Origin of the sequence: Aquisphaera insulae, assembly GCF_011064615.1 — a bacterium.
Taxonomy (GTDB): Bacteria; Planctomycetota; Planctomycetia; order Isosphaerales; family Isosphaeraceae; genus Aquisphaera; species Aquisphaera insulae.
Genome location: NZ_JAALJH010000012.1, coordinates 18,978 through 40,152 on the forward strand (window position 1 = coordinate 18,978; position 21,175 = coordinate 40,152).

The 21,175-nt window shown below is 69.3% G+C and carries 17 protein-coding genes; 9 read left to right on the top strand and 8 right to left on the bottom strand.

Features of this window, described 5'->3' with window-relative positions; all coding sequences use genetic code 11:
* Positions 1-20: 20 nt before the first annotated feature.
* Genes G6O54_RS09455 through G6O54_RS09470 form a run of 4 tightly spaced genes read right to left on the bottom strand, consistent with a single transcriptional unit; the run spans position 21 to position 5,108 of the window.
* Positions 21-512: a hypothetical protein gene (locus G6O54_RS09455; RefSeq protein ID WP_165223817.1), complete on the bottom strand. Its 492-nt coding sequence runs from the start codon at positions 510-512 to the stop codon at positions 21-23.
* Positions 513-522: 10 nt separating this feature from the next.
* On the bottom strand, positions 523-3,027 hold the full coding sequence (locus tag G6O54_RS09460) for a tetratricopeptide repeat protein (protein ID WP_165223820.1): 2,505 nt from the start codon (positions 3,025-3,027) through the stop codon (positions 523-525).
* 7 nt (positions 3,028-3,034) lie between these two features.
* Positions 3,035-3,679, bottom strand: coding sequence for an RNA polymerase sigma factor (locus tag G6O54_RS09465; RefSeq protein WP_165223823.1), 645 nt, complete (start codon positions 3,677-3,679; stop codon positions 3,035-3,037).
* 1 nt (position 3,680) lies between these two features.
* Positions 3,681-5,108: a hypothetical protein gene (locus G6O54_RS09470; RefSeq protein ID WP_165223826.1), complete on the bottom strand. Its 1,428-nt coding sequence runs from the start codon at positions 5,106-5,108 to the stop codon at positions 3,681-3,683.
* Between the two features lie 374 nt (positions 5,109-5,482).
* Between G6O54_RS09470 and G6O54_RS09475 the strand changes: the two genes are divergently transcribed.
* Positions 5,483-6,421: a sulfotransferase family protein gene (locus G6O54_RS09475; protein ID WP_165223829.1), complete on the top strand. Its 939-nt coding sequence runs from the start codon at positions 5,483-5,485 to the stop codon at positions 6,419-6,421.
* Positions 6,422-6,544: 123 nt separating this feature from the next.
* Here G6O54_RS09475 and G6O54_RS09480 read toward each other — a convergent pair whose 3' ends face one another.
* From G6O54_RS09480 to G6O54_RS09495, 4 genes are all read right to left on the bottom strand, one after another.
* Positions 6,545-7,969: a dermokine domain-containing protein gene (locus tag G6O54_RS09480; RefSeq protein ID WP_165223832.1), complete on the bottom strand. Its 1,425-nt coding sequence runs from the start codon at positions 7,967-7,969 to the stop codon at positions 6,545-6,547.
* Positions 7,970-8,225: 256 nt separating this feature from the next.
* The gene (locus G6O54_RS09485) at positions 8,226-10,025 is read right to left on the bottom strand and encodes a TolC family protein (RefSeq protein WP_165223835.1); all 1,800 of its coding nucleotides are present in this window, start codon (positions 10,023-10,025) and stop codon (positions 8,226-8,228) included.
* Positions 10,026-10,045: 20 nt separating this feature from the next.
* Positions 10,046-11,692 carry a TolC family protein gene (locus G6O54_RS09490; protein ID WP_165223838.1) on the bottom strand — a complete coding sequence of 549 codons (1,647 nt, stop codon included), beginning with the start codon at positions 11,690-11,692 and terminating at the stop codon, positions 10,046-10,048.
* 256 nt (positions 11,693-11,948) lie between these two features.
* Complete coding sequence (locus G6O54_RS09495; protein WP_205678721.1) at positions 11,949-12,557, bottom strand: DJ-1/PfpI family protein; 609 nt, start codon at positions 12,555-12,557, stop codon at positions 11,949-11,951.
* 1,426 nt (positions 12,558-13,983) lie between these two features.
* Here G6O54_RS09495 and G6O54_RS09500 point away from each other — a divergent pair.
* The 8 genes from G6O54_RS09500 to G6O54_RS09535 all read left to right on the top strand — a co-directional run bounded on the left by G6O54_RS09500 (position 13,984) and on the right by G6O54_RS09535 (position 21,140).
* Positions 13,984-14,805 (top strand): DUF1559 family PulG-like putative transporter, encoded by an 822-nt coding sequence (locus G6O54_RS09500; RefSeq protein WP_165223841.1) that lies wholly within the window; start codon positions 13,984-13,986, stop codon positions 14,803-14,805.
* Complete coding sequence (locus tag G6O54_RS09505) at positions 14,802-15,242, top strand: carboxypeptidase-like regulatory domain-containing protein (protein WP_165223844.1); 441 nt, start codon at positions 14,802-14,804, stop codon at positions 15,240-15,242. The genes G6O54_RS09500 and G6O54_RS09505 overlap by 4 nt, the downstream gene beginning before the upstream one ends.
* A gap of 57 nt (positions 15,243-15,299) precedes the next feature.
* Entirely contained in the window at positions 15,300-16,127 is an 828-nt protein-coding gene (locus G6O54_RS09510) for a DJ-1/PfpI family protein (RefSeq protein WP_165223847.1), read from the top strand.
* 43 nt (positions 16,128-16,170) lie between these two features.
* Positions 16,171-17,055 carry a PEP-CTERM sorting domain-containing protein gene (locus G6O54_RS09515; protein WP_165223850.1) on the top strand — a complete coding sequence of 295 codons (885 nt, stop codon included), beginning with the start codon at positions 16,171-16,173 and terminating at the stop codon, positions 17,053-17,055.
* 163 nt (positions 17,056-17,218) lie between these two features.
* Positions 17,219-18,061: a PEP-CTERM sorting domain-containing protein gene (locus G6O54_RS09520; RefSeq protein ID WP_165223853.1), complete on the top strand. Its 843-nt coding sequence runs from the start codon at positions 17,219-17,221 to the stop codon at positions 18,059-18,061.
* Between the two features lie 8 nt (positions 18,062-18,069).
* The gene (locus tag G6O54_RS09525) at positions 18,070-19,644 is read left to right on the top strand and encodes a long-chain-fatty-acid--CoA ligase (protein WP_165223856.1); all 1,575 of its coding nucleotides are present in this window, start codon (positions 18,070-18,072) and stop codon (positions 19,642-19,644) included.
* 75 nt (positions 19,645-19,719) lie between these two features.
* A complete protein-coding gene (locus tag G6O54_RS09530) occupies positions 19,720-20,613 on the top strand; it encodes a TauD/TfdA dioxygenase family protein (RefSeq protein ID WP_165223859.1) in 894 nt (297 codons plus the stop codon).
* Positions 20,610-21,140, top strand: coding sequence for an FcoT family thioesterase (locus G6O54_RS09535; RefSeq protein ID WP_205678722.1), 531 nt, complete (start codon positions 20,610-20,612; stop codon positions 21,138-21,140). Before G6O54_RS09530 ends, G6O54_RS09535 begins: the two co-directional genes overlap by 4 nt.
* Positions 21,141-21,175 lie beyond the last annotated feature (35 nt).

Sequence of the window (21,175 nt, forward strand, 5' to 3'; positions counted from 1 at the left end):
GGAATGCACCGTCATGAGCTTCAATCCCACTCATCGAAAGTCGCGGCCGGCTTCGCGGCCCGAAGCAGCCGCCACCATTGCAGATGACCGAAGCCGATGAAGCCCATGTAGGCCAGGAAGGCCGAGTAGACTGCAAATTCCGCCCACGAGTGCCATTCGTGGCCCCTCGGAAGCACGCCCGTGACGCGGAGCAGGCCCTCGATCCAGCCAAGGGAGCCGACGATCGGGAACCCGAGTCCGATGCCCGCGATCCAGGCGGCCGCCCTCGGCTCGCGGCGGCGGATCGCCCGATGCTCGACCATGACCACGAGGACGAGGGGGACCGGCAAGAGTACGACCCCGAGCCAGGCCGGCCCCGAAAACGTCGCCGCTTCTGAAGGATCTCGGGCCATCGAGTAGAGGGCGAGGAGGACGCAGGCGGTGAGCAAGACGGCCGGCACCGCGAGCATCGCCGCGGAGACGAGGATCAGCGTCGTCGGCCGGGGGCCTGCTCCACGCCTTGAAACATTCATGTGAGTGATTTCATGGAAGATACGTATGATGCGCCGTGCCCCGCTCCAGCCTTTCGGCCAGGTCCGGGGCCTGGGCGTGGCCCAGGGCGGCGGCCTTGCGGGCGGCGGCAAGGGCGGCTCCGCGGTCATTCTGGGCGAGGCGGGCGAGGGCCAGGGCGTACTGGATCCGGGCGAGGATCGGCTTCGCGGTCGTGGTGGCGAGGGCCTTCTCCAGGTCGGCGGCGGCCTCGGCGGGGCGATGGGCCTCGAAGAGGAGCTTGCCGCGATTGAGGAGGGCGAAGGTCAGGTTGGGATTGATGGCCAGGGCGCGGCGGTAGTCGTCCATGGCCTGGGGCGTCCGGCCGAGGGCCTCCTCGGCGAGCGCCCGGTTGTAGTAGGGTTCCGAGGTCTCGGGTTTCAGGGCGATGCTGGCGCGGAAGGCGGCGACGGCGTCCTCGAAATGGCCGAGGCTGTAGGCGCAGAGGCCCTGCTGGAAGTTCGCCCAGAAGTCCGACGGGTTCAGCCCGACCGCCTTCTCGAGCTCGGCGGCGGCCTCGTCGGTCTTTCCCGTTCGGAGGAAGTAGCGGCCGAGGTCGTAGTGCTCCCAGGCCGACCGCGGCGGCGGATCGAGGCGGGCGTCGGCGACGGATTCGCCCGCCGCTTGGCGGAGGGCGCGGCGCTGGCGGTTCAGGGCCAGGCTCGGGCCGCAGAGGGCGTCGGCCTCGTCGAGGACGACCAGGGCTTCGGCGCGGGCCTCCGCGGCCTTTCCCGCGGGCGACTGGCGGCTGCGGAGGTCGGCCCAGAGGAGGGCCAACTCCAGGAGGTCGGTCTTGATGGCCTGCCTGGTCTCGGGATCGAAGACGCCCTCGGGTTGGTCCAGGAGGCTCGCCCTTAGCCCCCAGGCCGCGTCCCAATGGTCCAGGAGCAGGCGGATCTCGGGATCGACGGCGGAGGAGGGCAGGCTGTGGCGAAACCGGACGATCTCCGCCATCTCGTGCAGCTCGGTGGCCTTCTGGCCCAGCTCGGCGACGTGGAGCTGGGTGCTCAGGTCGCGGCGCAGGCCGTGGATGGCGGGGACGCCGTCGGCCCGGGAGAGGGCCAGCCTCAGCAGGTCGATCGCCTCGGAGAACCGATGCTCGCCCTGGAGTCTTCGAGCGACGTGGAGGTCGTTGACGACCTCGTCCACGCGCTGGCCGAAGTAGGCCCAGCCGACCACGAACCCGGCCGCCAGCAGCGCCAGGGTCAGCGCCGCGGCGACCGACCGGATGAGACCGCCGGGGCGTCGCCGTCGCCACTTCCGCCACCGTTCGGGCAGGCTGCGGTTGGGGACGCCGCGAAGGGGCTGGTCGGTGATGTGGCGGCGGAGGTCGTCGGCCAATGACGCGGCGTCCGGGTAGCGGTCGGCGGCCCGGGGGGCGGTGCACTTCTCCACGATGTCGGCGAGCCCGACGCTGACGTCCGGGTTGCGGTCGCGGAGCCGTCCCGCGCCGGCGGAGGGCGGGGCGGCGAGCATCCCGGGGCCGGCCAGGGCCTCGCGGAGCAGCAGGCCCAGTGCGTAGAGGTCGGCCCGCTGGTCGACGTCCTCCGGGATCGGCCGCCCGTCGCCGACGGCCTCCATGGCGAGGGCCTGTTCGGGGGCCATCCAGCCGGGTGTGCCGCCCAGGCGGTCGGCGACGGCCTCGCCGGCCCGGATCGGGGGCCTCGCCAGGTGGAAGTCCAGCAGCATGGGGAGGCCGTCGCCGGCGATCAGGACGTTGGACGGCTTCACGTCCATGTGGACCAGGCGGTGGGTGTGGGCCTCGTGGAGGGCGTCGGCCAGGCAGGCGCCAATCCAGCAGACCGCCCGGACGTAGGGGGCCTGCTCCAGGTAGCGGCGATACGGGCTGTCGGGCGACGAGGGGGCCGGGCGGCCCCGCTGCATGGCGTCCATGGCGTCCAGGATGTGCTGCCCGCGGCGGCCTTCCGGCGGGGTCTTCGCGATCGATTCCAGGACCAGGCCGAGGCTGGCGCCGCCGAGATAGGGCATGCAGAGGGCGCGGAGGCCGCGGTCGGCGAACGTGTGCTCGGAGAAGAGGGGGATGATGTGGGTGTGCTGGAGCCGCGCCAGGGAGAGGTGCTCCTCCTGGTCGTCGGCCATGACCTTGAGGACGACCTGGCGGTCGGCCAGGGCGGGCTCGGCGGCGATGTACGTCCTGCCGGAGGCCCCCCGGCCGAGCTCGGCCAGGAGGTGGAACGGGCCCAGGTCCTCGCCGGCCTCGGGGAGCTCGGCGGCCCGCGTCAGCGGCCGGATCAGGCGATCGGCGTCGAGCAGGATCTCGAGCTCGTCCCGGAACTGGGGGAAGCGGCGGACGACCTCGGCGGTGGCGACGTCCTGGCCGGCCTCGCGGCGGAGGCAGACCTCCTCGTAGACGAGGCGGACGGCCTGCTCGGTGCCGAGCTCCGGGTGTTCGGCCAGGACCTGCTCGGCCGGGAGGGGCCGGCCGCGGGCCCAGGCCGAGGCCATCGCCCGGACGTGGACCGAAACCGGGTCGTCCATGCGGGGCTTACTCCTCCGTCGATCCCGCCTCTGCAACGGCGTCGGCGTCGGCGTCGGGGTCGGCGGCGTCGGGCGACGGCCGGGTGATCGTCCGGCGGGGGACGGCCAGGCGCCTCGCCAGGTCGTAGAGGATCCGGCGGATGCTCCCCTCGTGCAGGCCGGTGCGGGCGGAGATCTCCGCGAGCTTCATCCCCTGGCGCTTGAGGCGGAGGATCTCGCGGTGCTCCGGCGGGCATTTCTCGAGCATCCGCTCCCAGAGCTCGCGGCCCTGGGCGACCTCGCTGGGGCGGGGCTCGGCGCCGGCGGGGATGTCCTGGAGGGCCTCGTCGTCGAGGTGGGCTTCCTGCTCGATGGCCCGGTGGTGCTCGCGGCGACGGTCGATGAGGCGGTTGCGGGCCACCCGCATCAGGAAGGCCCGGAGGTGGGACCGGTCGGTGAACCGCCAGCCGGCATCGCGGAACCGGAGCAGGACGTCGGCCCAGACGGACTGGACGATGTCCATGGAATCGAGCTTGGAGCGGAGCGGCCCGGTCAACTGGCGGCGGATGGCCATCCGCAGGTAGGGCTCGTAGGCGAGGAAGGCCCGCTCGGCGGCCGTAATGTCCCCGTCGTTGAGTCGTTCGATCAGCTCATCCAGGTGATCGACGGTCATGTCAGGTGAGCCTCGTGGACCAGCTCCCGGGGAGCTCCGGGAACTCCAGGGACTGCTCGCCGTCGCGCTCCTCGCGGCGGGCCGAGGAGGACGGCTGCCGATTGCGGAGCCGCTGCCGCGCCGCCAGGGTCATGGCGAGGAGGCCGAGCACGCCCACCGAGATCGGGCCGCCCCGCGACGGTGCCGCCGGGTCGGACTCGCCGGGCGTGAGGTCGGTGAGCCGGTCGAGGAACCGCTCGATGGCCGCCTGGAGTGACCGGCCATCGACGGGGAGGGCCTCGGCGATCAGGCCGGCCCCCTCGAGGGCCGGTAGGACGCCTTCCGCCTCGCTTTCCGCCGAGGCGGCCCCGTCCTGGACCTGCGCTTCCCCCCCGGCCGAGGCCGGATCGGCCCCCGTGCCGGGGCGATACCCGAGATCGGCGGGGGCTTGCGACTGCGGCAGGACGCCGCCGGGGATCAGGCCCGAGATGATGTTGCTCAGGAGCAGGGCCGGCTGCAAGCCCGCGGTGAGCTCCATGGCCCCGCCTCGCGCCACGATGTCGGAGACGCTCAGCGCGAGCCGGGGGCCGCCTTCCTTCGCGGGGGACGTCGGCGCGGCGGTCGGGGGGAGGGCCTGCACGCCGGCCGCGATCGTCGGGGGCGCCGGATCGCTGGATCGGCCCTGCGCGACCGCGGGTGGCGTCATCCACGGCGGCAGCGGGACGCCGGCGGGGCCGATCGCCCCGCCCAGGACGTTCTGCAGGCCGATCTCTTCATGAACATGCTGCAAGATCGCTTCCACCTGCTGAGCCAATCCTTGCCCCTGGCCCAGGATCTGCCCATGATCCGGCAGCGTGGTATTCCCCGAGGACGGGTCGCGGAACGAGAGGATGCCCGGCGGCTGGCCGGACGACCAGCTCGCGGCTCCGGGGCCGAAGGTCTCGTTCCCGGTGGCGTCCTCCGACCGCTGCCAGGGCCGGTTGCCCCCTTGCCATCCCCAGCCCGCGGCGACCCAGGGGCGGGCGGAGAAGGCCGGCACGATGGCCGATGGATTGGCCGCCCGGAAGTCGGTCGTCGTGGCGGTCGCCTGGGAGTCGGTCGTGGCGGCCGCCGGGGAACCGATCGCGGCCAGCGATTCGGCGGAGGCATTGATCCCGATCATCGGACCGCTGCGACCCGATCCCATCATCCCCGCTGGGGTGAATGCCAGCGACCGTACCGCCGACAAGACGCGGCCGATGGCGAGCCCGGAGTCCTGGCCTTCCAGGCCAAGGGGCGAGTCCCCGCCCCCCTGGCCCGGGCTCAGCGGGCCCACCAGGCTGGTGCGGGCCACGTAGATGACCGGGACCGTCGGCTCGACCGGGCCGACGATGCCGCTCAGGAGCCGCCGGTCCTCCAGCGACTCGAGGCTCATCCTTCCAGGGTAGCCTGCGGCTCGCGGCTTCCGCATCGAGCGTTCCATCCCTTGAAATTCCGGTTGGATCGATACAAGACCGCAACCGAGGGGACTGCATGAGAACTGAGCGTGAACTGTAGCGGAATTTGCCGGGGATATCCAGGTGAACTGTAGGACTCGGATCGGCCCCGCCAAGGTGGCGCGATCAATTTGTTTTTTCGCGCGCGCCTTCTCGGCGGACTTCCGCTCATGCCCTCAGACGAAAGGTGGGGCGGACCGGGGTCATTACCTTGCCCCAGGGACTCCTCGGCACCGCCCCATCTTTCGTCCTTTCCTCCCCCTTTCGGATTCTCAACAGGATCCCGGGCCTCGGCGAATCCTCCCAGGACGGCCGGGCCGTGCACCCGACAGGACGACCGGGTCTTCTCATGGATATTGCGCGCAAGAGGCCGCACCTGCTGCCCGATTTCATCGTCATCGGTGCCATGAAGAGCGCCACGACCACCCTGCATGAACAACTGGCCAGGCAGCCCGGGCTCCACATGAGCCGCCCGAAGGAGCCGAACTTCTTCAGCGACGACGCCGAATACTCGCGCGGGCTGGACTGGTACGCCTCCTGCTTCGAGGGGGGCGCCCCCTCGTCCCTCCGGGGTGAATCCAGCACGCACTACACGAAGCGTCCCACCCATCCTCACACCCTCGAGCGGATGGTCCGGGCCCTGCCTCGGGTCAGGCTCATCTATGTGATGCGGCACCCGATCGATCGCCTCGTCTCCCATTACTTCCACGAAGTGACCGTGGGGCGAGTCTCCGTGGGGTTGGAAGCGGCCGTCGAGCGGCATCCCGAGCTCCTCGCGTACGGCCGGTACGCCATGCAGATCGCGCCCTACCTGGACGCCTACGGCCCGGGGGCCGTGCTTCCCGTCTTCTTCGACCGCCTGGTCGTCCGGCCCGACCAGGAGCTGGCCCGCATCGGCCGATTCCTGGGGGCGCCGCACCCGCTCACCTGGGACCACGGCCTGAGACCGCAGAACGTGGGCCGGGAGCGGCTCCGCCCGGACGCCCTCCGCGAAGCGATGGTGCGCCTCCCCGTGCTGACGGGCCTGCGGCGGCGATGCCTCCCCAGGGCCTGGGCGGATGCCTTGAAATCCCTCTGGAGGGTGAAGGACGCCCCGCCGCTGGTCTCCCCCGCGCTTCATGATCGGCTCCGCGATGCCTTCGATCCCGACCTGGACCGCCTTGGCGACCTGCTCGGCGTCCCCCTCTGCTGCGATTCCTTCCGCGAGCGGACCGCCGAGCGGCCGCTGTCGTGGCGAGGCCCGCAGGGCGCGGGATGTCTGCCCGAGCGGGCAGCGGCATCCCGCTAGCGACCGGGCTTCGAGGCCAACAATGGGCGCAAAACGGGGCGTCCCACCCCCGCCGTGGGAGGGAGGACTCCCGGGCGAGGATGGGACGCGGCCGGCCGGAGGGTGCCGGGGCCTGGGGGCGACTTACCGCCCACGTCCGCCGAAGCCGCCCGAGCCGTAGAAGCCGCCGAAGCGGTCGCCGCCGCCGCCGCCGTTGTTGAAGGACTCGCGGAAAGAGCCGTAGCTCCCGCCGCCCTGATTGCTACGGATGCTCGATCCGGGTCCCTCGAAATTGGCCTGGCCGCCGGAACCGGTGTTCGACGCCACATCCGAGACGGCAACGCCGCCCTGGTTGTTCGTGGAGAGGCTGGGCCCGCCCTGGTTGTTCGTGGAGAAGCCGGGCCCGCCCTGGTTGTTCGTGGAGAAGCCGGGCCCGCCCTGGTTGTTCGTGGAGAAGCCGGGCCCGCCCTGGTTGTTCGTGGAGAGGCTGGGCCCGCCCTGGTTGTTCGTGGAGAGGCTGGGCCCGCCCTGGTTGTTCGTGGAGAAGCCGGGCCCGCCCTGGTTGTTCGTGGAGAGGCTGGGCCCGCCCTGGTTGTTCGTGGAGAAGCCGGGCCCGCCCTGGGTCAGGCTCGGGAGGCCGCTGTTATCCGGTGTGGCGGAGTCGCCGTCGAGGTTGATGCCGAAGGTCCCGCCGAGGCCGTCGAGGCCGTCGCCGACGTCATCAAGTTTCGTCTGCATGTCGGTCGGCAGGCTCGCCTTGAGCGCGGCCCGCTCGGTCGTGATCTTGTCGTACAGGGTTGAGTCGGCCGACTTGATCGCGGACTGGTAGGACTGGATGTCCGTGGTGATCGCGGAGATCACGTTGTCTGAGACCTTCGCGTCCTTGAGCAGGGTCGTCAGCTTCGTGAGGGCGTCCGTCGACGTGGTCGTGGTGTCCGTCGTCGACGTGGTCGAGCTATCAGTGGTGGACGACGAATCCGTCGAGCTGTCGGAGGTCGACGAGCTATCCGTGCCGGTCTTCGGCGCGATCGAGGCCAGGGCCTTGTCGATGATCTGTACGTCCGCCTTGATCGAGTCCTGGAGCGTGGTCGAGACCATCCCCTGGAGCGTCTTGATGTCGCCCTGGAGCGTCTGGAAGGCCTCGCGGTTGGCCTGCGCGGTGGCGGCGTCGGTGGTGGAGCTGCTGGAATCGGTCGTGGAAGTGGAAGTGGAGCTGCTGGAATCCGAGGTGGAGCTGCTGCCCGAGGACGAACTATCGGATGTCTTGTTGTAGCCGGTGTGGAAGTCGAATCGGCCCGAGGTCGGCATGCCGCTGAAGGCGTTCTGCTGGCCGCGGAACGATTGGAACTGGGCCTGGCTGCCGTTCGAGCCCCAGTCCGGGGCGGCATCCATTCCGCCGCTCCCCATCCCGCCGTTCCCCATCCCGCCGCTCCAGCTCCCGTTGAGGAGCTGGCGGCCCTCCAGCGCCTCGCAGGTCGAGGCCCTGCGCACCTTGCGACGCTGCGTGTTCGCGGCCTCGGTCGCCTTGTCACCCTTCAGCATCGCCACGATGTTCAGGATCGAGCTCATCCGATCAACTCCTTTGTGGGGTTCACTTCCTGTTCGCCCCGGCCAGGTTGCCGGTGCGTTGCCCAAGGAAACAAACGCAAGAGGAGCCGATCGCCGCGCGTCATTTCTCCACAAGCCGAGGAAAAAACACGGGATAAGACGTTCTGAAGGGGCGCGCAAAGGAGCGTATCATCGATTATCGGCATACGCCCCCCGGCGAGTTTAGCCTGCCCGGACAGGGAGGGGCGGAATGATCGCCGATGGGGCCGGGCCGAAGTTACCGAGAGGCCGGCGGGGGGCCATTGCCGACGGGCGGGAGGTAGCCGGGGCGGGAGGTCTCCACGGGGATCGGCTCGCCGGGGAGCCGAAGCTCGGCGACCTCGCGGGCCGGGTAACCCAGGGCGTGGAACATCGCGAACTGGGCGCGGTTATACTCCGCGACGGTCGCGAAGTACTCGTCGAACGAGCGTTGGAGCAGCTCGAGGGCGTAGACGACCTCCTGGGGCCGGCTGATGAGCGTCAGGACGTCGTCGCCGAAGCGGCTGGTCTGCCGGAGGCCTTCGAAGGCCCCGTTGAACGCGAAGACGCCGGCGCGGACGGAGCGATCGGCCTGGTAGACGCGGGCGGCGGCGGACTGGAGCCGGGCCCTCGCCTCGGTGACCTCCTCGGCCACCCGGTCCTGCATCCGCCGGAGGTCCACGATGGCCTGCGACTGCTTGCCCCGCTGGCCCTTGATCCTCGCGAGGTTGCCGATGCCGAAGTTCTCGAGCTGCCAGATGCACTGGACGCTGACGTCGTCGCGGCCTTTCCACTGGTTCAGGCTGTCGTTGGGGCCGATGGCGAAGACGCCCCCCTGGAGGAGCATGCCGCCGGGGCTCTGGAAGCCGTTGAGCAGCACGCTGGGCAGGAGCGGGCGGGCCTTCTCGCGGCGGATGCCCGCCTCGGCGGCGGCCACCGAGGCCCGGCGGGAGCCGAGCTCCGGGCGATTGCCGAGCGCGACGGCCATCAGGTCCTCGAGAGGCCGGCCGGGGTCCAGGAGGGTGACCTGGGCGTGGTCGTGCTCGAGCGGCTCGAGCACGGCGCGGGGATCCAGGCGGAGGACCCGGGTGAGCCGGGCGCTGTCGATTCGCCAGCGCTCGCGGGCGGAGACGGCCTGCTGCTGGAGCTCGGCGACGGTCGTCCGGGCGCGATCGATCTCGTAGGCGGGGACGAGGTCCCGGCCGAGGGCGTCGAACTGGACGACGAGCTTGCGGCCCAGGCCGACGGTGTAGAGGAGGCTCGCGTAGGTGCCGCGGCTGCGGTGGACCGCGAAGTAGGCGTCGGCGGTCTGGAGCAGGGCGTCGTTCTTGGCGGCCTGGGTGTCCCAGTGCCGGGCGTTGAGGGCCTGGCGCGCCACCAGCGGCTGATAGATCGCGTCGGCCGTGGAGACGAAGCCGGTCAGCCCGGCGCCGGCGTAGAAGAAATTGACGCTGGGGGCGGTCATGATCCCCTTGTTGAAGTCGGGGCCGCCGCCGTCGTGGCGGATGTAGCTGGCGCCGACGTTCAGGTCGGGGACCCAGAGGAGCTTCGCCTGGGTGAGCTCGGCCTCGGCGACCCAGACCCTGGCCTGGGCGGCGGCGACGACCAGCGGCCGGGCGTCCGAGAGCCGCAGCGCCGCGGCCAGGTTGATGGGGAAGCGGAGATCGTCCGGGCCGAGGGCCGCGGCCTGGATCTTCGGGGCCTCGCCCAGCGGCGGGGGCGAGGGGGGGAGCGGCGACGGCACGGGGCCGAGGCCGCTCGCCGGGCCCTGCGCGGGGCGTGAAGGAGGGGCGGCGGTCGCCGGCCGGTCGAGGCCGTTGGAGCGGACGAATCGCTCGATGTTCGACGACACGGCCGACGGCAGCGCGTCGGCCCTGGCCGGAGGTGGCGACGGTGTCGTCATGAGGCGGCCGGGGCCGTCGAACGCGGGTGCCCCGGGGGCGGTCCCGCCGGCGAGCAGCGCGAGGCCCAGGGCGGCTCGTCGCGCGGCGCGACGCGAGCGGTCGGAGCCCGTGGGCCGCCGCGGGGCGCCGTCGGATCGTCGGGTCGTCGGATCCATGCTCGTCACCCTCGGTCCCCTCATCGCGACGCCGGGGGCGGCCCGTTGCCGACCGGCGGCAGGTAATTCGGCCGGGTGGTGTCCACGGGGATGGCCGGTCCCAGCGGCCGCAGCTCGGCGAGCTCGCGGGCCGGATAGCCCAGGGCGTGGAACATCGCGAACTGGGCGCGGTTGTATTCCGCCACGGTCGTGTAGTATTCGGCGAAGGCACGCTGGAGGAGCTCGAGGGCGTAGACGGCCTCCTGGGGCCGGCTGATGAGCGTCAGGACGTCGCCGAAGCGGCTGGTCTGCCTCAGGCCCTCGGCGGTCCCCTGGTAGGTGATCAGGCCGCTGCGGAGGGCGCGATCGGCCTGGTAGACGCGGGCGGCGGCGGACTGGAGCCGGGCCCTCGCCTGGGTGACCTCCTCCGCCACGCCGTCCTGGGCGTCGAAGAGGTCGATGATCGCCTGCGACTCCATCCCCCGCTGGGCCTTGATCATCGCGAGGTTGCCGAGCCCCACGTTGCGGAGCTGCCAGAGGGGCTGGATGCTGACATCGACCCGCCCTTTCCACTGGTTCAGGCTGCTGTTGGGGCCCATGCCGAAGATCCCCGCCTGGAGCATCTCGAAGGGCGACTGGAAGCCGGCGATCCCGATCGTCGGGATGAACGGCCGGGCCTTCTCGCGGCGGATGCCGATCTCGGCCGCGGCGACCGAGGCTTGCCGCGAGGCCAGCTCCGGGCGATTGGCGAGCGCGACGCTCATCAGGTCGTCGAGCTCCCGGCCCGGGTCCATCAGGGTGATCTGGGCGTGGTCGTGCTCGAGCGGCTCGAGCACGGCGCGGGGATCCAGGCGGAGGATCCGGGTGAGTCCGGCGCTGTCCACCCGCCACTGCTCGCGGGCGGAGACGGCCTGCTGCTGGAGGTCGGCGACGAAGTTGCGCACCCGGTCGACCTCGTACGCCGGGACGAGGTCGCGACCGAGCTGGTCCACCTCCTTGATGAGCTTGCCCCCCAGGTCCAGGAGGTAGAGGTGGGCGGCGAACGTGCCGCGGCTGCGGTGGACCCCGAAGTAGGCGTCGGAGGTCCGGAGCATCGCGTCGTTCTTGGCGGCCTGGGTGTCCCAGTGGCGGGCGTTCAGGACCTGGCGGGCCACCAGCGGCTGATAGATCGCGTCGGTGGTGTGGATGATGCCCAGGTCGTTCCCCCAGAGCCCGGCGCCGGCGTAGAAGAAGTTGACGCTGGGGGCGGTCATGATCCCCTTGTTGAAGTCGGGGCCGCCGCCGTCGTGGCGGATGTAGTCGAAGCCGATGTTGAGGTCCGGCAGCCAGAGGACCTTGGCCTGGGTGAGCTCGGCCTCGGCGACCCAGACCCTGGCCTGGGCGGCGGCGACGACCAGCGGCCGGGCGTCCGAGAGCCGCAGTGCCGCGGCCAGGGTGATCGGGAATCGCAGGTCATCCGGCCCGAACGGCGCGGCGTTGATCGTCGGCGAGGAGGCCAGCGGCGAGGCCGTCGGCCGGCGGGCAGGAGGCGTCGTCGCCGCCCCCGGGATCGCGGGCGGGAGCGCCGGCGGCGAGACCGAGGCGGGAGGGATCGGCGCAAGGTCCTGCGCCGCAAGGGAAGGCGCCACGGCTCCCAGGAGCAGCGCAGCGGCGAGCGACCTTCTCATCCCCGGGAATGAACCCGTCATGCGCTCCGTCCTCCTGACGTCGCGGATCGATGCCAACGCGGGGACGACTCCTCCGCCCTCGCGGGATCATGGGGAATATCGGCAAGGGGGGATCCCTGGGATGAGGACATAACTAGCAAACGGCGAGGGCGAGCGGGGGGTGCCACGAAAACAGGCCCGACGGCCCTTCAAGGGTTGGCGGGAGGTCCAGATGCCTGGCATGAGATGATTGGGATCCGTGAGCAAGGCCTCCATGAACGCTGAGGGCGTTCGCGCCTCAAACCCGCCTGCGGTTGGTTTCCGGGAACGGATACTCCATGTACCTGGCTGTCGCTCTGGCCACGGTGTCGCCATGGTGGGCGGCGACCATGCGCAGCGCCAGATCGATGCCGGCCGCTATGCCCGCTGAGGTGATCAGGTTCCCGTCCTGGACGATGTGCTCGTCTTCGACGATGGTCACCGTCGGGAACCAAGCCCGCATGTCTTCGAGTGCCCGCCAGTGTGTCGTCGCTCGTTTGCCGTCGAGCAGCCCGGCCTTCCCGAGCAACAACGAGCCGGTGCATACCGACGCCATCGTGGTCCCCCGCCTCGCCTGCCTGGCGATCCACGAGAGCAGGCGGTCATTACTCATCTCCCGTCGAGTCCCCCAGCCTCCCGGCACGATCAGGACGTCGAGCGATGGGGCTGCGACCAGGTCATGATCCGGCACGACCTTGAGACCTCCGGTCGCGATCACCGTGCCTTGGCCCTCGGCGATCAGGACCACCTCATAAGGCGCCGGCTCATCCCTCCGTCGCTCCTCATCGAGAGGGGCTACCGAGAACACCTCGAACGGGCCGCAGAAGTCGAGCACTTCGACCTCGGGGAAGATCAGGATGCCCACCATCCGACGTGTCATGACAGCACCTTCCGCTTTCGGCTCCACCACTGGGACGCCACCTCGACCAGACGTCTTATCGCAAGGCGGCCTTGACCGTCGCGGCCCGTCGCCGGACGTCGGCGCCGCGGATGACCGGTAAGTACCGCGCGACCGCGGATTCGATGAACGGCGCGGTTTCTCTGAGCATCAATATCATGATTATATCACTGTATATATTATGCGTTTCTTTGGTTCCTCGGGAACATGCGCGCCCCGCCCCTCTAGGCGCTGAGGTGTCGGGAGCCTACAATGCTCGGCGTTGTGCGGAATCGCCCACACTCCTCCTGGCGGAACGTGCGAAAATCGATGAGATCTCGCGACCGAGACATCGGTGACCACCCCCGCCGGTTATGGCGGCTCCTGGCGGTCGTCGTCTGTCTCGGCCTCCATGGCGTCGCGGCCGCGTCGACCGGCGGGTACGCGACCGAGGAGGAGCACGCGAAGCATTGCAAGTGCCGCAATTGCCGCAAGGAGTCCTGCTGCTGCGGCCCGGCCCAACCCGAGCCTGAATCGTCCCCGGATCAAGGCCAGGGGGAATCCCCGGCCGTCGCCGGGACGACATCTCCCGAGGCGCCCGGGGGACGCTCGGAGGCTCCCTTGCCCGTCAGCCGGGGCGAGAGCTCCTGCCTCGGAGCCGACCCGAGCGGTGCGCCGGTCCTGCCGACCCCTCCGTGCCCCCGGACTCAGGGAGACGAGGCGCTGGTGGGAGAAATCCTCCGCCCAGTGCCCAGCGCCCTGTGGCGCCCCCTGGTATCCCGCGGCCCATCCCGCCCTCCCGAGCCCGTCCGCGGGCGAATCGACGAGCCGCCGGAGCCCGCCCGGCTCGGCTGAGATCGTCTCGAAGCTCCTCGATCGCTCCCTTGTTGACGGTCATGCACGGGCTCCCAGTCCCCTCGTGGCCGGCGCTGGGTTGCCAAACGAGGAGATCACGCCGAGACTACGCCCGCGCATCGCCGGACCGGCACACCCGCTCGCGGCGTGCCTCCCTTGCGGAGGCGCAATGTTGATCGCCGGGATCCTCACACGGACGCCCTTGGCGCTGTCGTGATCGCGGCATGCCTCCGACGTCCGCGCGAGCCTCTACCGCGGCACGAGACCTTCCGTCCCTTCCCCCTCCGGCGTCTCGATCGCCTCGGGGGACCGCTCCGCCACGCGCTGACCAAAAGCAATCCGATAGTAACTGCTGAGCATGATTTTAACTTGCTGCTGGAATTCGGTTTCCATGAATAGTGAGGTTATTAACAGATTTTCAGGATATATCCTGATGTCATGTCATTTTGTGCTGTGCCGGGCGGGCGCATCGCTTCCATCGCGAGAGAGGGATGCGGGGGGCGATCCGGGGGAGCACCTCGTTTGGTCCGAGCTCCGTCGCCGCGGAGGGAGTGGGTGGACGATGATGGGCGTGCAGAAAGTCCCGGCGAGGGTGAAGGCCCTCGCTCGCGGCTTCACGCTGATCGAGCTGCTGGTGGTGATCGCAATCATCGCGATCCTTGTCGGGTTGCTGCTCCCCGCCGTGCAGCAGGCCCGCGAGGCGGCGCGCCAGACGGCGTGCAGGAACAACCTCAAGCAGATCGCGCTGGCGGTGCACAACTTCGAGAATTCCCACAACCGCCTCCCGGGGAACACGTACGCCAACGTCCTGCCCGATCCCTACCGCTACGCGGACACGTTCACGATCCTCAAGGGCTTCATCGAGGCCGGGAACGCGACGAGCTCGACGCGACTGAGCGCGTTCCTCTGCCCGTCGGACGTGACGATCCAGGATGCCACCCAGGCACGAGCGGCGAGCTACACGACGAACCAGCCTCTGTTCACACCTGCGCCTGCTCCGTCCGATCAACGGCTCAGCCGGTTCAACCTGTCGACGGGCTTTGTCGTTCGCGGCACCTCGAACACGATCCTGCTCGCCGAGCGGATCCACCAGTGCGACTTCCCGGCGACCGGCCCCTGGGCGGCATTCGCGGGGACCTTCTTCGAACACTACTGGGACCTCAACTTCCTCCCCCTCAGCCCGACCGTCGCGGTGCCGGCGAACATCGGGGTGCGCTCTCGGAAGGAGTGCAATCTCGAGTGGTTCAGCAGCCCGCACGCCGGGGGCCTCGTGGTGGCGATGGGAGACGGCAGCGTCCGCACCGTCCGCCGGGAGATCTCGGCCTCGACCTGGGCGGCCGTCATCGACCCGAAGAACCCGACCCCGATCGGAGGAGACTGGTGAAGCTCCTCGATTCGTCTCGGCGCCGGCATGCCACCATCGCGCAACCGCGACGCATCCGCCTCGTGGCCTTGCTGCTGGGGGCGTTGGTCGTGAGCGGTTGCTGGGCGTCCAGCTCCCGGCCGGATCCGGTGCCAGTCTATCCCATCGACGGCAGGCTCTTCGTGGGCAAGAAGCCGGCCGCCGGGGCGGTGATCTCGTTCCACCCCGCCGATGGCGGGTCGATGGTCACCGCCACGGTGCATTCCGACGGCCGATTCGCCCCCGCACAGGCCGACGGCGCCCTCGGCCTTCCGGAAGGGGCATATACGCTCACCGCCACGTGGCCGGATGGGGAGGCCGACCGCTTCGGCGGCAGGTACGCCGACCCCTCCCATCCGATCTCGAAACTCACGGTCCGGCCGGGCGTCAACCTGATCCCGCCGATCAAGCTCCCCTAACCCCGCGGCCCGATGGGGCGGCATGGCCGTCCTCCTCGCATCCTGGAGCCTTCGCTGATGATGAACCGTCGACAGATGCTCTTGACGACCACCGCCGCCGGCGGCGCCTTCGCGGGCGGATGGGCCGCCCGGTCGCTCGCGACCGCGGCCCAGGCAGCCCCCGCGGCTCGGGCTGCGACCGATCGCCCGGACGCGTCCCACGCGGCCCAGGCCGAGATCCTGATGCTCACCTACCCGCGATTCACGGCCCTCGACCTGATCGGCCCTCAGCACGTCTTCTCCCTCCTCGGACCCGAATTCAAGACATGGCTCGTCTGGAAGGACACGAACGAGGTCGTCTCGGATACGGGAGTGCCTTTCCGGCCGACGCGGACATTCCGCGATTGCGGGGACTCGCCCGCGGTCCTCTTCATCCCCGGCGGGACCGACGGCACCCTGGCGGCGATGGCCGATCGGGAGGTCCGCGAGTTCGTCGCCTCGCGCGGGGCCAAGGCGACCTTCGTGACGAGCGTCTGCACCGGGTCGCTCGTCCTGGGGGCCGCCGGGCTCTTGAAGGGCTACAAGGCCACGTCCCACTGGCTTGCCCTGGACGACCTCAAGAAGTTCGACGCGGAGCCGGTCTCGGAGCGGGTCGTCGTGGACCGCAACCGGGTGACCGGCGCAGGCGTCACCGCGGGGATCGATTTCGCCCTTACCCTGGCCGCCAGGCTCAAGGACGAGAAATACGCGAAAGCCGTGCAATTGATGATGGAATACGACCCTCATCCCCCTTTTCAATCGGGCAACCCCGGGGTCGCCGCACCGGACGACGTGAACTTGCTCCGGGCGATGGCAATCCCCTTCCACAATGAGCTCGGCGCCGTTGTCGAGCGACTGGCCAAGTGACCCAATTCGTCGAGAAACCCCGATGTCACCCCGAGGAAACCCCATGAGCTGCCGATCCCTCCCCTGCCCTCTTCACCCCACCGAAGCCGCCGTTGCGACCGCTACTCCCCCGCCGGGGCGGTGGTGCCGCCTCGCCTTCCTGGCCGCGTCGATCGTCGTCCTGCTGTCGTCCTCTCCGGCGCGTGCCGGGTTCATCATCACCGGCGGGAGTGCCGCGATCACCCTGACCGAGGGGAAGGCCGCCGCGATCAGCACGTTCAACGCGTACTTCGACGCCTTGGCCACTCGCACTCAGATCCTCACCGACCCCGCGCCGGGGAATGCCCCCTGGACCTCGTCGGGGAATATCGTCACCTTGACCGACGATATCCGGCCGTACGGAGTGACTCCCACGCCCTATCCCGGGACGCCGGGTGTGACGCGGAGCCCTCAAGAGACCACGCTCGAGATCGAAAACACGAGCGATGTGCTGGGTTCGTGGACGCAATCCAACAACGCATTCGGGTTCGTCGGCAATTCTACGCTCGGTGAGCAAATTGCGTTCACGCACATGCAGCGCTGGACGGGGCCCTTCACGGGCTCGCTGTTGTACGGCGATTTCGCGCTTCGGTACACGGGGTCGAAGCTGGTACTGACGAGCAACATCGACTTCCTCAACGCGGCGTTCGCCGACCTCGGTGACGCGAAGATCTCCGTGCAGGGCGACATCCTCACGATCAGCGGGAACCTGCTCATCGGTGGCGGCCTTACCGTGCTCGATCCCGGTGCCGTCGCGGGCACGAATTTCGGCACGATCACGATCACCGCGACCCTGAGGGACACGAACGCGGCCATCCCCGAGCCCTCCTCGGCTGTGCTCCTCGCGCTCGGCGGCGTCGGGGTCTCGGCGATCGTTCGTCGCCGCCCCGGACGGCAGCGGGGCGATTGAGCCTCGGGGCCGGCGGGACGATGGCCCGCCCGGATGCGGGGGCCGTCGGCGGCCGTGGGCCCTGACGGCCCGGCGGGCGGGCTCCGCACCCGAACCGAGCCGCTGTACCTTCCACTCCGACGATTCCTCGACGATCTCATGCCCACTACACAAGGGAAATTCAATGCAAAAGCATGTGCGAACCTATTCGGCTGCGATCCTCTTCATCCTGGCGACGGCCTCGATGCCGCCGGCCCGCGCGGACCAGGTCACCGGCGGATCGTTGACCCTCAACCTGGATGGCGCCGCCTTCGCCAATGATGTCAACGTAGCCGCCCTGGACGCGGTGCTCGGCGACTACTACGGCACGTCCTACGACACGAGCCAGACGTTCCTCGAATTCGGCCGCTACATCTCCGGCAGCGAGATCGTCGGGCTCTCTGCTAACGACCTGCGGCCCGGCACCGCCGCCAGCTTCGCCGACCTCCGCCAGGGGTGGGTCCGCCCGTCGTCGACCGGCCTGGTATTCGACGTCAACGGTTCGACCGCGGCCGCCGGCCCGACCACTAACTTCACCTACGATCCGTCCAACGTGGCGGGGACGGCCTCTGGCCAGATCGGCACGGCCGGCGCGGTGAGCTTCTGGTACGGCAACGATCCCCTCATCGCCACGGGTTCGATCTGGAACGCTTTCGGCAATTTCACGCTCCAGTACGACGCTGCCCGCGCCGTCGGCGGCGACAGCGGCTGGTATCTGAGCAACACCATCATGGGGGTCGTCCCCGTGTTCGATACGCAGAACGTCGTGGTGACGACCACGGCGGGGGGGCTGTCTATCAGCGGCGATCTCGTGTATGCCCCCGAGTTCAGCGAGTTCTTCTTCGGCGGTCCGCCCGCGGGCCAGAACGTCGGCCGCTTTTCGTTGAACGCCACATCGGTCCCCGAGCCAGCCTCGATGGTCCTGCTGGGCTCGGGGCTCGTCGGCGTGATCTCCCTCGCGGCTCGCCGACGCGCGGGCGGGAGGTAACCGGAAAGATGTCGAGCACCTGCACCGATCCGCCCGGCACGCTCTCGCTGGCCTGTACCACCCTCGCGACGTCCCTGGGCGACCGTACGGCCTTCCGATTCGAGGAGGAGTCGGTCGGGTTCGCCGAGCTGGACCGTCGCGCCGACCGGATCGCCGCGGCGCTTCGCGACGCGGGGATCGGGCCGGGCGACCGGGTCGCGATCCTGGCGAAGGACTCGCTGGCCAGTTACGAGGTGCTGTTCGGGGCGGCTCGGGCGCGTGCGGTGCTCGTGCCCATCAACTGGCGGCTCTCTCCGAAGGAAGCCGCTTACATCGTCGCCGACAGCGGCTCGAAGTTCCTCTTCACCTCCGTGGAGTCGATCTCTCGCTTGCGCGAGTGCGGCGGGCTTCCATGCGAGCCGCGCGTCATCTCCCTCGATGGTCCCGCCGGGGGTGACTCGTATGAGTCCTGGCGCGATCGGCCGAGAGCGCCGGTCGCGGTCGACGGGCACGACGAGGAGGACCCGGTCGTCCAGGTCTACACCTCCGGTACGACGGGCCACCCGAAGGGGGTCGTCCTGCCCAACCGGACCTTCTTCCACCTTCTGCGTGGCATGCGGGCGGAAGGGGACGTTTGGATGGACCTCGGCGCGGGAGACCGCCTCTTGCTGTCCCTCCCCCAGTTCCACATCGGGGGGCTCTGGTGGGCCGTCCAGGGCTATCTGGCCGGCGCCACCGGCATCGTGATCGAGTCGTTCCAGCCGACAGTGGTTATCGAACTCATTCAGCGATGGCGAATCACGAAGGTGCCGCTCGTGCCGGCGATGATCCAGTTCGTCCTGGCCGAACCAGCGTCGATCTCGGCCGACTTCTCGAGCGTGACGGGACTGCTCTACGGCGGTTCTCCCATCTCCCCCGCGCTGCTGGAGCGGGCGATGGACCTCTTCCGCTGTGACTTCTTCCAGATCTACGGGCTGACCGAGACCGGAAACATGGCCGTCTGCCTGCGGCCGAAGGACCACGCGCGGGGGGGCGGCCGGCTGCTCTCCGCGGGCCGGCCGTTGCCGGGGGTCGAGGCGAAGGTTATCGGGCCGGACGGCCGGCGGCTCTCGCCCGGCATGACCGGCGAGATCTGCTTGAAGTCCCCCTCGCGGATGATCGGCTACTGGAACGACGCCGAAGCGACCCGGGCCACCCTGGTCAACGGCTGGATTCACACCGGCGACGCCGGCTATCTCGACGAGGAGGGATACCTCTTCGTCACCGACCGGATCAAGGACCTCATCATCTACGCCGGCGAGAACGTCTCTCCCGCCGAGGTCGAGGCGGCCCTGCGGCTTCATCCGGCAGTGCAGGAGGCGGCGGTGGTCGGTGCGCCCGACGACCGCTGGGGCGAAATCATCAGGGCCTTCGTCGTCCTCCGGCCCGGGGAGTCGGTGAAGGCGAAGGATCTCTCCCGGTTCGCCCGCGGGCATCTCGCGGATTTCAAGGTCCCCCGATCGTTCGAGTTCGTCGACTCCCTGCCTCGCAACCCCAGCGGCAAGCTCCTCCGACGCGAACTGAGGTCGGCCCTCTGGCAAGGCCGCGGGCGACTCGTGAACTGACGGGTCGGCGGGCGACACCCGCCGATTCTCATTCGTTCTCCTTCCAGGATCCAGGCGACAGAAGAGGCCTTCACCATGTCCCAGGCAACGGTAGCACTGCAAGTTGTCGAGCCCCGGGCGGGCGAGATCGGCGCGGAGGTTCGCGGCATCGACGTCAAGCGATTGCCGGCCGGATCGCCCGAGTTTGGCGAGATCAGGAACCTGATCTATCGCCATCGGCTGGTCGTCATCCGCGGCCAGCAACTCGACGAAGCCCAGTACGTCGAGTTCGCCCGAAAGATGGGCCGGCCGCAGGTCTACTTCCAGTCGAACTACCACCACCCGGATCACCCCGAGATATTCGTCTCGTCGAACGTCAAGGAGCAGGGGCGGAAGATCGGCGTTGCCGGGACCGGGAACTACTGGCATACCGACTGCTCGTTCGAGCAGAAGCCCCTGTCGTGGACATCGATCTATCCGCAGGTCTTCGAGCCGAAACGGCGCGGAACGCTCTACATCGACATGACGAAGGTGTACCGCGACCTGCCGTCGGAGTTGCGGGCCCGCGTTGACGGCGCCACGGCGATCCACGCCGGCCAGTTGCGCTACAAGGTGCAGGAGTCGGACATCGACCGATCCTTGAAGGAGCTCCTCGAGCGGATCGATCGCGAGGTCCCACCCGTCCGGCATCCGGCCGTCATCACTCACCCGGTTACGAAGGAGAGGATCCTCTACCTCAACAGCGGCTTCACGGTCCGGCTCGAGGGCCTGAATCACGAGGAGAACGCCGCGACGCTCAAGGGGCTGTTCGACTTCATCGAGCGGGAGGAGCACGTCCATGACCATCGCTGGGACGAGGGAGACCTGATCATCTGGGACAATCGATCCCTGGTCCACATGTCCACGTCGGTCTCGCCGGGAGAGCGGAGCAAGAGCTACCGGATCGGGATCTACGACGGCCAGCCTTTCTACGAGGGACTCCAGTCGTGAATAACCAACTTCACCTCGCGGCGGGGGTCGAGACCATGCTCGCCCCCGATTTCCTCGATCGCGTGCTGGGCCCTTACCGGCCGAACTGTCGCTACCTGCGGGCCGCAAGGGCCGAGTTCGATGGCGTGCCGGGTTGGGAATCTCTCGTGATCCGGGGCGAGTTTGCAATCGACGCGTCGTGCTACATCGACGATACGGGCCACTTCAACGCCGTCGAATTCAATATCTGCTACAACCAGCTTGCCTACGTCCATCTGGCCCATTGCATCCGGCACGGCCTGATGCCGGCGCTCCTTGGCTACGACCTGCAGGGCTTCCATCGGCTCCAACTCTCGAACTTCCTGATCGCGAACATCAACAGCAGCTACCACTCCCCGTTGAGCCCGCGGCGTTTCTCCGGCGAGGTCCGGGTCGTCTCCGCGAAGAAGCGATCGAGATTCTCGATCCTCAGGACGACCTGCCGATTCCGCGACGGCGCGGATGGGCGATCCGACGGCGAGGTCAAGCTGGTCGTCCTTCGTCCCTGATGCGATGGCGAACTCCCGGGAATTCTGCTGAGGTC

Bases quoted from the DNA above. Each gene is read 5' to 3' on its own strand.
- G6O54_RS09455 (WP_165223817.1), bottom strand. From the start codon at position 512: ATGAATGTTTCAAGGCGTGGAGCAGGCCCCCGGCCGACGACGCTGATC.
- G6O54_RS09460 (WP_165223820.1), bottom strand. From the start codon at position 3,027: ATGGACGACCCGGTTTCGGTCCACGTCCGGGCGATGGCCTCGGCCTGG.
- G6O54_RS09465 (WP_165223823.1), bottom strand. From the start codon at position 3,679: ATGACCGTCGATCACCTGGATGAGCTGATCGAACGACTCAACGACGGG.
- G6O54_RS09470 (WP_165223826.1), bottom strand. From the start codon at position 5,108: ATGCGGAAGCCGCGAGCCGCAGGCTACCCTGGAAGGATGAGCCTCGAG.
- G6O54_RS09475 (WP_165223829.1), top strand. From the start codon at position 5,483: ATGGATATTGCGCGCAAGAGGCCGCACCTGCTGCCCGATTTCATCGTC.
- G6O54_RS09480 (WP_165223832.1), bottom strand. From the start codon at position 7,969: ATGAGCTCGATCCTGAACATCGTGGCGATGCTGAAGGGTGACAAGGCG.
- G6O54_RS09485 (WP_165223835.1), bottom strand. From the start codon at position 10,025: ATGGATCCGACGACCCGACGATCCGACGGCGCCCCGCGGCGGCCCACG.
- G6O54_RS09490 (WP_165223838.1), bottom strand. From the start codon at position 11,692: ATGACGGGTTCATTCCCGGGGATGAGAAGGTCGCTCGCCGCTGCGCTG.
- G6O54_RS09495 (WP_205678721.1), bottom strand. From the start codon at position 12,557: ATGGTGGGCATCCTGATCTTCCCCGAGGTCGAAGTGCTCGACTTCTGC.
- G6O54_RS09500 (WP_165223841.1), top strand. From the start codon at position 13,984: ATGATGGGCGTGCAGAAAGTCCCGGCGAGGGTGAAGGCCCTCGCTCGC.
- G6O54_RS09510 (WP_165223847.1), top strand. From the start codon at position 15,300: ATGATGAACCGTCGACAGATGCTCTTGACGACCACCGCCGCCGGCGGC.
- G6O54_RS09515 (WP_165223850.1), top strand. From the start codon at position 16,171: ATGAGCTGCCGATCCCTCCCCTGCCCTCTTCACCCCACCGAAGCCGCC.
- G6O54_RS09520 (WP_165223853.1), top strand. From the start codon at position 17,219: ATGCAAAAGCATGTGCGAACCTATTCGGCTGCGATCCTCTTCATCCTG.
- G6O54_RS09525 (WP_165223856.1), top strand. From the start codon at position 18,070: ATGTCGAGCACCTGCACCGATCCGCCCGGCACGCTCTCGCTGGCCTGT.
- G6O54_RS09530 (WP_165223859.1), top strand. From the start codon at position 19,720: ATGTCCCAGGCAACGGTAGCACTGCAAGTTGTCGAGCCCCGGGCGGGC.